We start from the raw sequence: 10440 nt of genomic DNA on the forward strand, positions 1-10440 counted from the left end.
GGTCCCCTCATACGGACAGTCGGCTCAGAGGCCGGCGACACCGGCGCGCACGCCGACGATGCCCTCGACCGCGCCGGGCAGGGCCTGCACGCCCTGGACCGTGTGGAGCGAGGTGACCGTGTTCACCACGTGGAAGACGTCGCCGGTCGCGGCGCCGAGAAGGCCGCCGGAAATGCTGACACCGCCGGAAACCGCGTCCAGTTCGTTGTCGGCGATCTCACGGGTCTCGATGTCGTTACGCATGATGTGCGCACCCTTTCAGTCGTCTGATCAATTCGCGAATGACGCGGCCTCACCGCCCGCGTCGAACTGATGAAAGCACGCGAACGAGCAGTCGAGCCAACCGCGTTGACACCCCGAATGGGGCGGCATGACGACGTACGACACGAACTCTCCGATCAATTCGGTGGATCACCACACCTCCTCCACAAGATCGAGTAACACCTGAGGGCGGCCCGGCGGCCCGACTCCACACAACCACCCAAACCGGACTGAACCTCAGCCCGGGATGTAACAGGACGCACCCACTCCACTTTCACGGGGTGAAGATTCCGGGGAGCGACAGCGCGCGACACCCCGACCACGCTGGGTACGGTCGGACGTCCTGCCGGACGCCGCTGACGCCGCGGGACGCCCTACGGCCAGGACCGGCGCGGGGACTGATGCCGCGGCCGAGTGATCAACCGACCCCGGCCCCTTTGCTACGGTGCCCCGATGTCATCGATCAGGCAGGTCCAAGTCACGTTCGACTGCGCGGAACCCGAGCGCGTCGCCCGCTTCTGGTGCGAGGTGCTGGGGTACGTCATACCGCCGCCGCCCGCGGGGTTCGCCACGTGGGACGCGTTCAACGACTCCCAGCCTCCCCAGGACCGGGGTTCCTGGTTCGCCTGCGGTGATCCCTCGGGGGTCGGCCCGCGGCTCTACTTCCAGCGCGTCCCCGAGGGCAAGGTCGCCAAGAACCGGGTGCACCTCGACGTACGGGTCGGCACCGGTCTCGTGGGGGCCGAACGCCTGGCCACGCTCCAGGCCGAGTGCGCACGACTGGTCGCACTGGGCGCGGTGTGCGTGCGGGTGCTGACCGCGGACGAGGACAACGAGTCGTGCATCCTGATGCAGGACGTCGAGGGCAACGAGTTCTGCCTCGACTGACAGCGCGACTGACGGCTCGCACGAGGGAGAGCGGCGCGCACCTCCCGCAAACGATCAGGGGCCGTGCCGGATGATTCCGACACGGCCCCTGATCAACGACTCTCACGAGTCGGGACGACAGGATTTGAACCTGCGACCCCTTGACCCCCAGTCAAGTGCGCTACCAAGCTGCGCCACGTCCCGATACGCGCTGACCTGGGGTTTCCCCGGGGTGAACGCGCACGAGAACAATACCGCACTTCCCGGGGTGGTCGCGCGCACCCGGCCCGGGATCGGGGTGCTTGACCTCAAGCGGACTTGAGGTTGCACGATCGGTGCATGACACAGGCAACCGCGGACACGGGGTTCCGCTACGACGATCTGGGCCGGCTCATCGCCCTCATGACCGGGGCCGAGAAGCACGCGCCCGCCGCGCACTCCACGCTCGACGTGCTGTGGGTGCTCTACGACCGGGTGCTGCGCGTGCGGCCCGAGGGCGCCGAGGAGCCCGGCCGGGACCGGTTCCTGCTCTCCAAGGGGCACGGGCCGATGGCGTACTACGCCGTACTCGCCGCCAAGGGGTTCTTCCCGGTGGAGTGGCTGAGCGGCTTCGGCTCGTACGACTCTCCCCTCGGCCACCACCCGGACCGCACGCTGGTCCCCGGAGCGGAGATCGGCAGCGGCTCGCTCGGGCACGGGCTGCCGCTCGCCGTCGGAAGTGCGCTCGGTCTGCGGGCGCAGGGGCTGGACGAGCCGGCGGTGTGGGTGCTGATCGGGGACGCGGAGCTCGACGAGGGCAGCAACCACGAGGCCATCGCCTACGCGGGCGCCGCCGGGCTGGAGCGGCTGCACACCGTGGTGATCGACAACGACTCCGCGACCCACGGCTGGCGCGGCGGGATCGCCTCCCGCTTCGAGGCCGCCGGCTGGTCGGCGGTCACCGTCGACGGCCGGGACCACGAGGCGCTGCACGCCGCCTTCACCACACCGCATCCGGGCCGGCCGCACGCCGTCGTCGCCCGTGTCGAGAAGAAGCAGTAGAGGGGATCATCGTGGACAACATGCGGGAGCGGTTCGTCTCCGTCACGTCGCGGGCGCTCGACGAGGATCCGCGGCTGGCGCTCGTGCTCGCCGAGATCACCATGGACGGGTTCCGGCCCAGCCGGCAGCGCCATCCGGAACGGGTGATCAACGTGGGGATCAGGGAGCAGCTGCTCATCGGGGTCGGCGGCGGGCTTGCCCTCACCGGGCTGCGGCCCATCATGCACACCTTCGCCAGCTTCCTGGTGGAGCGGCCGTTCGAGCAGATCAAGCTGGACTTCGGACACCAGGGCACGGGCGGGGTCCTGGTCAGCGCCAACGCCAGCTACGACTGGCCGGCGGGCGGGTTCACGCACATGGCGCCGGGCGACGTGGCGCTGCTGGACACCCTCGAAGGCTGGACGGTCCACGTGCCGGGCCATCCGGACGAGGCCGAGGCCCTGCTGCGCCACGCCTACGCCGCCGGGGACGACAAGGTCTACGTCCGGCTCTCGCAGCAGTCGAACGCCGCGCCGCGCCCCGTGGACGGCGTGGGCCTGCGCACCGTACGGGAGGGCGGCCCGGGCGCCCCCGTCGTCGTCGCCGTCGGACCGCTGCTGGACAACGTGCTCGCCGCGACGCAGGGGCTGGACGTCACCGTGCTGTACGCCACCACGGTGCGCCCCTTCGACGACGCGGCCCTGCGCGGGGCCGTCGCCCGGGGCACGGCCGATGTCGTGCTCGTCGAGCCCTACCTGGCCGGCACCTCCACGGCGGCCGCCTCCGAAGCCCTGTCGGAGGTCCCGCACCGGATCCTCGGGCTCGGCGTCGGCCGCTCCGAGCTGCGCCGCTTCGGCACCATGGACGAGCACACCGCCGCGCACGGGCTGGACCCGCACTGCCTGCGGCGGCGGATCGACGCCTTCACCCGTCCTCCCGCCCGTGGATGATCTCCAGCAGCTCCGCCGCCAGGGATTTGGCCGTCGCCAGCCCCTGCATCCCCCACCGGCGCGGCTCCACGTCCACCGCGCACACCGTGCCCAGGACGGTCCCCGTCCGGTCGATCAGCGGCGCGCCCAGGTACGACCGGACCCCGCTCTCGTCCACCACCGCGTTGCCCGCGAAGCGCGCGAAGTCCCGTACGTCCTCCAGCACCAGCGCCCGGCGCCGCACCACCACGTGCGGGCAGTACCCGTGGTCCCGGGGCAGCACCCGCGCCGGGTAGCCGCTCGCCGGGGCGTCCGGCGCGTGGTGCAGGCCGGCGAAGAACTGCCGTTCCTCACCGATGAAGTTGACCCCCGCGTACGGCGCCGCCAGTACGTCGGAGACCTGCCGGGCGAAGGCGTCGAACTCCGTGTCCGTCCGCTCCCCCAGGCCCAGTTCGCGCAGCCGGACGGTGCGCGCGGGCGCCTCCCGGTCCACCGGTGTGAGCAGCAGGTGTCCGGTCGACTCGTAGTACGTCATCGCGGGTTTCCCCCCTCCTGGTTCCAGGATCCCGGCGACTGCGCCGCCGCCGTGAAGAGCAGGTGCTGGACGAGGGCGGCCAGCGCCCCGGTCCCCGAACTGGTCAGCCGCGCGTCGCACCGTACGACCGGCACCTCGGGCCCGAGACCCACCGCCTCCCGCACCTCGTCGGGGGTGTAGCGGTGGGCCTCGTCGAACTCGTTGACGGCGACGATGAACCCGATGCCGCGCCGCTCGAAGAAGTCCACGGCCGGGAAGCAGTCGTCGAGCCGGCGCGTGTCCGCGAGGACCACCGCGCCGAGCGCGCCCGTGCACAGCTCCTCCCACAGGAACCAGAACCGCTGCTGTCCCGGGGTCCCGAAGAGGTACAGCACGTGCCGCTCGTCCAGGGTGATCCGGCCGAAGTCGAGCGCGACGGTCGTCGACGTCTTCGCCTCGACCCCGTCGAGCGGGTCCTCCCCTTCGCTCAGCCCGCTGAGCAGCTCCTCCGTAGACAGCGGCTCGATCTCGCTCACCGCGCCCACGAAGGTCGTCTTGCCCGCCCCGAACCCACCCGCGACCAGGATCTTGAGCGTCGCGGGCAGGGCGGGGGCGGTGCGGGTGTCACAGTCGTCGGCGTAGGCCATCGAGCACCGCCCGGAGCAGGTTCTGGTCGTCGGCGGCGACGTAACCGCCGCCCGGGAACCGCGGCGCCTGCGCCGTGACGGCCCCGTGTTCCATCAGGTCGGACAGCAGTACCTTCACCACCACGGCCGGCAGCCTCAGCTGTCCGGCCACCTCGGCGACGGTGACCGCGGCGGAGCCCGCGCACAGGCGCAGCGCCAGCGTGTGCTCCGCGCCGAGCGGGCCGCGCGGCCGCACCCCCGTCGCGGTCACCAGGGACAGCAGGTCGAGTGCGGCGGCCGGGTGGGTCCGCCCGCCGCTCGCCGTGTACGGACGCATGACCCGGCCCGCCGAATCGTCGAGCCAGGGCGTGTCGCGCGAGACCCCCATGCCGTACCCGGCGCGGGCGCACATCACTCCGGGTCGCCGGCGGGCCGCCGCGGCGGGGCCGCCAGGTACGGCCGGACGCTCTTGACCAGCATCGCCATCTCGTAGCCGAGGACGCCCGCGTCGGCCTCGCGGTCGGCCAGGACCGCGAGGCAGGTGCCGGCGCCTGCGGCCGACACGAACACCAGCGCGGAGTCGAGCTCGACCACCACCTGCCGGACCCCCGCGCCGGCCCCGAACCGGGATCCGGCGCTGCGCCCGAGCGAGTAGAGCCCGGACGCCAGGGCCGCCAGGTGGTCGGCGCTGTCCTCGTCGAGGCCGTGGACGCAGGTGACGAGGCCGTCGGCGGTGAGCAGGACCGCGCTGCGTGTGTAGGGGACCCGCTGGACCAGGCCGCTGAGCAGCCAGTCGAGGTCCGAGAGCCGGTTGGGCTTGGTCGCCGCTTCGCCGCCCATGGTGGTGCGCTCCTTGCCGGGGTGAGGGGTCGGGGTCATGGCTGGTTCTCCGACTGGGCGAGGCCGAAGCCCCGCTGGAAGGCGGCCATCAGGCCCGGGTCGTGGACGGGTTGTTCGGGCGCGTCGGCCGGCCGCGGGGCGGGGGCGTCGCGCAGCTGCGGGACGAGGTGGTGCTGGGCCCGGCGGCGGGGCAGGGCCGGCCGGTCGGGATCCGTCCGGGCCGCCGGTACGGAGACCAGCGCCATGGCCGGCGGGACCGGCGCGGGCGGCTCCGCAGCCCAGGTCGGTGCGGCCGGCTCGGGGTCGGGCTGGGGCTCGGGCTCCCGCAGCACCTCGGGGTCGGGCTCCCGCGGCACCTGGGGCTCGGGCTCCCGCCGCATCTGGGGCTGGGGCTCCCGCCGCATCTGGGGCTGGGGCTGGGGTCGGGACTGCGGCTGGGGCTGCGGCTGCGGCTGGGGTCGGGACTGCGGCTGGGGCTGGGGCTGCTGCCGGGGCAGCGGCACCCGTACGGGCTCCAGCGGGGGCATCCCCGAGCCCCCGTCCCCGGTCCCCCACGAGGTGGCCCGGGAACCCCCGAGCGCGTCGGCGGCGCTGGGCGCCTCCGCACCCAGCAGCTCCTGCGGCAGCACCAGCACCGCGAGCACGCCGCCGTAGATGTTGGACTTGAGCTCGACGGCGATCCCGTGCCGCCGGGCCAGCGCCGCGACGACGAAGAGGCCGATCCGCCCGTCCGCCAGCAGCTGCCGGACGCTGATCTGGTCGGGATCGGCGAGCAGGGCGTTCATCCGGTGCTGCTCGGCGGCCGGCATGCCCAGCCCGCGGTCCTCCACCTCGATGGCGATGCCCGCGGTGACCCGCTCGGCGCGCAGCACCACGTCGGTGTCGGGTGCGGAGAACACCGTGGCGTTCTCGACGAGTTCGGCCAGCAGGTGCACCACGTCGGCGACGGCGTGCCCGCGTACGGTGCCGCCCGCCGGGGGCACCACCTTGACCCGCGTGTACTGCTCGACCTCCGCGACGGAGGAGCGCAGCACCTCGCTCAGGTCGATGGGCCGGGTCCACTGGCGCCGGGAGGCGGCGCCGCCGAGGACCGCCAGGTTCTCGGCGTGGCGGCGGATCCGGGTGGCGAGGTGGTCGACGTGGAAGAGCTCCTTGAGGAGGTCCGGGTCCTCGACGGTGTCCTCCAGCCCGTCGAGCAGCGAGATCTCCCGGTGCACGAGGGACTGGAGCCGGCGCGCGAGGTTGACGAACACCTCGACCTTGCGGTCGCTGTCGGAGGGCGCGGCCGGGCCCGCCAGCCGTACGAGGGTGGTGTGCGCGTGTTCGCGGGCCCCGCGCAACTCCTGGGAGAGCAGCCAGAACTCGTCGAGCCGGGCCGGGTCGGCGCCGGGCGGCGGCGCCGTGGGCCCGCCGCGAACCGGGCGGACGGGCGACTCGCCCCGCTCCAGCCGCTCGGCGGCGGTCCGCAGCTCCTGGCGCCCGCGCACGCTGGAACGGCGCAGGGCCTCGCAGCGGTCCCGTACGGCCTTGGCGGCGCGCTGGGCCCCGAGCAGGGCGGCGGCCAGCGCACCGGCGACGAGCAGCGCGCAGCCCGCCAGGACCGGCCAGAGCCGGGCGTCCCGCTCCCCGGCGCCCCCGCCGAGCTGGAGAGTGAAGATCACCGCGGCGGCTCCGCTGAGGGCGGCCGCGAGCGTGGGCAGCAGGGCGGCGCGCACGAGCTGGGGCCTTATCTGCCGGGCGGGACCGGTGGCGGCGTGTCTCGACGGGGCGTGGCGGGCGGCGCGGAGTCCGGACATCGGCGTCCTCTACGTGGGGCCCGGGCCCCCAGGGTTCCGGAGCCCGGTGTGGATCACGGTGTTGATCACCGGATACCCACGCTAGACCGCACGATCACGCCACTGACGCCCAGTTGGGGAACTTCGGCGCGGTGCTTCCCGCTCCCGGTGGAGCGCTCGCACGACAGCCCGAATCCGCCGGGGGGCGCACGTTCACGACCGGCATCCACGCCGCACCACCCCCGGCGTGCGGTCAGGCGGGACCGGGACCGGGCCGGGCGCGGGTCCGCCCGACACCGCGCCCCGGCCCTGGACCGTCGGGGTCCGGCCCGGTCACGAGCCGACGGACTCCGGCTCCTCCTGTCCGCCGTCGACGGTCGTGGACGCCACCCGGGCCGCTGTCGCCGCCGCTGCGCCCGTCTCGTGGCGGGGCACGGCCGCGGGGCCGTCGACGGGGCCGCCCGAGGGGGCGCCGAGGACGAACGGGCGCCACCACGGCTCGGCGGGCACGTCGGCCGCGCCGGGCTCGAAGGGCTGGCCCGGGATCGGCAGCGCGATGGCGGCGCCGGTCTCCTTCGCGGCGTCGACGGTGCCCTCGCCCGGCTCGTCCCACGGGTGGAGTGCCAGGTTGAAGGTGCCCCAGTGGATCGGCAGCATCGTGCCGTGCGGGATTCCGCCCTGGAGGTCGAGGTGGGCCTGCATGCCCTCCGCGGGGGTCATGTGGATGTCGGGCCAGTACTCCGAGTACGCACCGATCTGGATCATCGTGGCGTCGAAGGGGCCGTGCGCGGCGCCGATCTCGGCGAACCCGGGGAAGTAGCCCGTGTCACCGCTGTGGAAGATGCGGTGCTCGTCGCCCGCGACCACCCACGAGGCCCACAGGGTGTTCTGCTGGTTGCGCAGGCCGCGCCCGCAGAAGTGCCGGGCCGGGGTCGCCGTCAGCGAGAGGCCCGCGATCTCGGTGGCCTCGTTCCAGTCCAGCTCGCGCAGCCGCTCCGGCGCGATCCCCCAGCGCTCCAGGTGGGCGCCGACGCCGAGCGGTACGGCGAAGACCGTGTCCGTCCCGGCCAGCTCCTTGATGGTCGGCAGGTCGAGGTGGTCGTAGTGGTCGTGCGAGATCACCACGGCGTCGACCGGCCCCAGCGAGGCGAGCGGCACGGGGACGGGGTGCAGCCGCTTGGGCCCGGCGAAGGGGAACGGGGAGCACCGCTCACCCCATACGGGGTCGAACAGCACCCGCCGGCCGTCGATCTCCGCGAGTACGCCCGAGTGCCCCATCCAGGTCAGGCGCAACCCGCTCACCGGCGGCTTCGCCAGCTCGGCGAGGGTCGTCGGGTACACAGGGATGGGCGCGCCCGGGTTGCGCCGCGTCCGCTGCTCCTTGTGGAAGTAGATCTTGGCGAACTCCGCCATGGAGCCGGAGGGCCTGGTCCGGGCCCCGACCGGGTTCTGGAAAGCGCCGTCGGCGAAGTTCGGCGAGCGCCGGATCCGCTCCAGGCGGGCGCCGGACGGATCCGCGCCGAAGGCTTCGGGCCGCAAGGCGCGCAGCCGGGGACGCAGGGGACGGGAGCCGGTCAAAGCGCCTCCTGGGAGGGGTGGGGCGGATGGTTGTAAGGCCGTACGGAATACCGGTCTACCACCTTGCCAACGCGTACCGCCCCCGGAGGATTCCGCCGCGCGCCCCCTGTCTCACGCGCTCCCCCCGCCGCCTGCGTCCCCCTTGCCCCTCCCGTGCGCCCCGCGCGCTCCTCAGAGCGGCAGCAGGTCCGGGCGCTTGGCCACCACGTGGTCGCCCGAGGACTCCCCGCGCAGCCGCCGCCCGATCCACGGGACCAGGTACTCCCGCGCCCACTGGATGTTGTCCCGGGTCACGTCCACCGAGCCGCGCGGCTGCTGCGGCGGCCACGGCTGGTCCGGGTCGGTCGGCACCTCCAGCCCCAGCACCTGGGCGGCGCGCAGCGCGACCCGGGTGTGTCCCTCGGGCGACAGGTGCAGCCGGTCGTCGTCCCAAGCCCGCCGGTCCTGCACGGACTTCAGGGACCAGAGGTCGAGCACCGGGCAGTCGTAGCGGTCCGCGATGGCGCGCACGTGCGCGTTGTACGTCGCGATCTTGCCCCGCAGGTGCTTGAGGACCGGAACGCCCCGGGTGTCGAAGCCCGTGGTGATCATGACCTGGCCGACGGCCCCGGTGAGGTCGGCGACCGCCGCCTCGAACCGCTCCGCCGCGTCGTCCGGGTCGCTGCCGGGCCGGATGATGTCGTTCCCGCCCGCGCAGAAGGTCACCAGGTCCGGTGCGAGCTCCTTGGCCCGCGGGACCTGTTCGGCCACGATCTGGTCGAGGAGGCGCCCCCGCACGGCCAGGTTCGCGTACCGGAATTCGTTTTCCTCGCGCCGATCGGCCAGGAGTACGGCCAGCCGGTCCGCCCAGCCGAGAAAGGTCCCCCCGGGCCCCGGGTCCCCCACACCCTCGGTGAAGCTGTCCCCGATCGCCGCGTACGAGCCGATGGTCTTGAGTGTCGTCTTCGTCGCTGCCACGAGAACACATCCTTCACCCCGGCGCGTGACCTACGCCACCGTAGGCAGGGGTTGACGGTCCGTGATCTATACCACCCGTCCGGTACGGAATAACAGCGCGTGAGGCCGGGACCCCCCTCGGGTCCCGGCCTCACGCGTCCGGCTGCCTCTCCGGCGGCGGGCGGGAGCGTCAGATGCTCACGCCCTTCGAGCGGAGGTAGGCCAGCGGGTCGATGTCCGAGCCGTAGGACGGCCCGGTGCGGATCTCGAAGTGCAGGTGCGGGCCGGTGGAGTTGCCGGTGGAACCGGACAGGCCGATGGTCTGGCCGCCGGTGACGCTCTGGCCGACCGACACGGAAAGCCGGGACAGGTGGCCGTACTGGGAGTACTTGCCGTCCGCGTGCCGGATCACGACCTCGTTGCCGTACGCGCCGCCCCAGCCCGCGGAGACCACGGTGCCCGCGCCGACGGCACGCACGGTGGTGCCGGAGCTCGCGACGAAGTCGACACCGGTGTGGTAGCCGCTGGACCACATGGCGCCGGGGGTCTTGTACGCGGTGGAGATGCCGCCACCGCCGACGGGGGCGACGAAGCCGGCGGCGCTGACCGCGGCGCCGGCGGACTTGGCCGGGGCGCTCTTCCGAGCGGGAGCCTCCGCGGCGGCCTCGGGAGCGCCGGCCCTTTCACCGGAGGTCTTGGCCGCGGGGGCCTTTTCGGCCGCCGCGGAGCCGGAGGACTTGCGCGCCGGGGCCGACGCCGGCTTCTCGGCCGGGGCCGCGCCCTTGGCGGCCAGGGTCAGCTTCAGCCCGGGGTGGATCAGCGAGGGGTCGCTGCCGACGGCCTCGCGGTTGTCGGCGTACAGCTGCTGCCAGCCGCCCGGGAGGCGGCGGTCCTGGGCGATCTTGGAGAGGTAGTCCCCCGGCACGACCGTGTAGACGGCCGAAGTGGCGGGCGAGCCCTGCTCGACGGCGGCGGGCGCGGAGCCGGGGACCGCAGGAAGCTGCGGGGCCTGCACGGGAGCGACGGCGGGAGCCGCGGCCGGGGCGGCCGGGGCGGCCGGGGCGGCCTGGGCGCCGGCGGCACCCAGCAGCGGC

At 73.7% G+C, this 10440-nt stretch carries 12 protein-coding genes and 1 tRNA gene; 3 read left to right on the plus strand and 10 right to left on the minus strand.

Annotated features, from left to right (window positions below):
- Positions 1-24 precede the first annotated feature (24 nt).
- Positions 25-243 carry a hypothetical protein gene (locus ACS04_RS05400; protein ID WP_048475327.1) on the minus strand — a complete coding sequence of 73 codons (219 nt, stop codon included), beginning with the start codon at positions 241-243 and terminating at the stop codon, positions 25-27.
- Between the two features lie 471 nt (positions 244-714).
- Between ACS04_RS05400 and ACS04_RS05405 the strand changes: the two genes are divergently transcribed.
- Positions 715-1149 (plus strand): VOC family protein, encoded by a 435-nt coding sequence (locus ACS04_RS05405; RefSeq protein ID WP_048475328.1) that lies wholly within the window; start codon positions 715-717, stop codon positions 1147-1149.
- A gap of 109 nt (positions 1150-1258) precedes the next feature.
- On the opposite strand, the gene ACS04_RS05410 is transcribed toward ACS04_RS05405, so the two are convergent.
- Positions 1259-1332: transfer RNA gene (locus tag ACS04_RS05410), tRNA-Pro, on the minus strand.
- A gap of 135 nt (positions 1333-1467) precedes the next feature.
- On the opposite strand from ACS04_RS05410, the gene ACS04_RS05415 reads away from it, so the two are divergent.
- Positions 1468-2169, plus strand: a complete 702-nt coding sequence (locus tag ACS04_RS05415; protein ID WP_048475329.1) for a thiamine pyrophosphate-dependent enzyme — start codon at positions 1468-1470, stop codon at positions 2167-2169.
- A gap of 11 nt (positions 2170-2180) precedes the next feature.
- Positions 2181-3098: a transketolase family protein gene (locus ACS04_RS05420; RefSeq protein WP_048475330.1), complete on the plus strand. Its 918-nt coding sequence runs from the start codon at positions 2181-2183 to the stop codon at positions 3096-3098.
- On the opposite strand, the gene ACS04_RS05425 is transcribed toward ACS04_RS05420, so the two are convergent.
- The 8 genes from ACS04_RS05425 to ACS04_RS05465 all read right to left on the minus strand — a co-directional run.
- Entirely contained in the window at positions 3073-3612 is a 540-nt protein-coding gene (locus tag ACS04_RS05425) for a GAF domain-containing protein (RefSeq protein ID WP_048475331.1), read from the minus strand. The genes ACS04_RS05420 and ACS04_RS05425 overlap by 26 nt on opposite strands.
- Positions 3609-4238 (minus strand): GTP-binding protein, encoded by a 630-nt coding sequence (locus ACS04_RS05430; RefSeq protein WP_048475332.1) that lies wholly within the window; start codon positions 4236-4238, stop codon positions 3609-3611. The genes ACS04_RS05425 and ACS04_RS05430 overlap by 4 nt, the downstream gene beginning before the upstream one ends.
- Positions 4216-4605: a DUF742 domain-containing protein gene (locus ACS04_RS05435; protein WP_048475364.1), complete on the minus strand. Its 390-nt coding sequence runs from the start codon at positions 4603-4605 to the stop codon at positions 4216-4218. Before ACS04_RS05435 ends, ACS04_RS05430 begins: the two co-directional genes overlap by 23 nt.
- 23 nt (positions 4606-4628) lie before the next feature.
- Positions 4629-5057 carry a roadblock/LC7 domain-containing protein gene (locus ACS04_RS05440; RefSeq protein WP_048475365.1) on the minus strand — a complete coding sequence of 143 codons (429 nt, stop codon included), beginning with the start codon at positions 5055-5057 and terminating at the stop codon, positions 4629-4631.
- Between the two features lie 35 nt (positions 5058-5092).
- A complete protein-coding gene (locus ACS04_RS05445; RefSeq protein ID WP_078864440.1) occupies positions 5093-6853 on the minus strand; it encodes a sensor histidine kinase in 1761 nt (586 codons plus the stop codon).
- Positions 6854-7165: 312 nt separating this feature from the next.
- Positions 7166-8410 carry an MBL fold metallo-hydrolase gene (locus ACS04_RS05455; RefSeq protein WP_078864442.1) on the minus strand — a complete coding sequence of 415 codons (1245 nt, stop codon included), beginning with the start codon at positions 8408-8410 and terminating at the stop codon, positions 7166-7168.
- 171 nt (positions 8411-8581) lie between these two features.
- On the minus strand, positions 8582-9367 hold the full coding sequence (locus ACS04_RS05460; RefSeq protein ID WP_048475335.1) for an SGNH/GDSL hydrolase family protein: 786 nt from the start codon (positions 9365-9367) through the stop codon (positions 8582-8584).
- Positions 9368-9536: 169 nt separating this feature from the next.
- Positions 9537-10440, minus strand: a 904-nt coding sequence (locus tag ACS04_RS05465; protein WP_048475336.1) for a M23 family metallopeptidase, incomplete at its 5' end; no start/stop codon positions are given.

The sequence above is a fragment of the Streptomyces roseus genome (assembly GCF_001044425.1).
Lineage (GTDB): Bacteria > Actinomycetota > Actinomycetes > Streptomycetales > Streptomycetaceae > Streptomyces > Streptomyces roseus.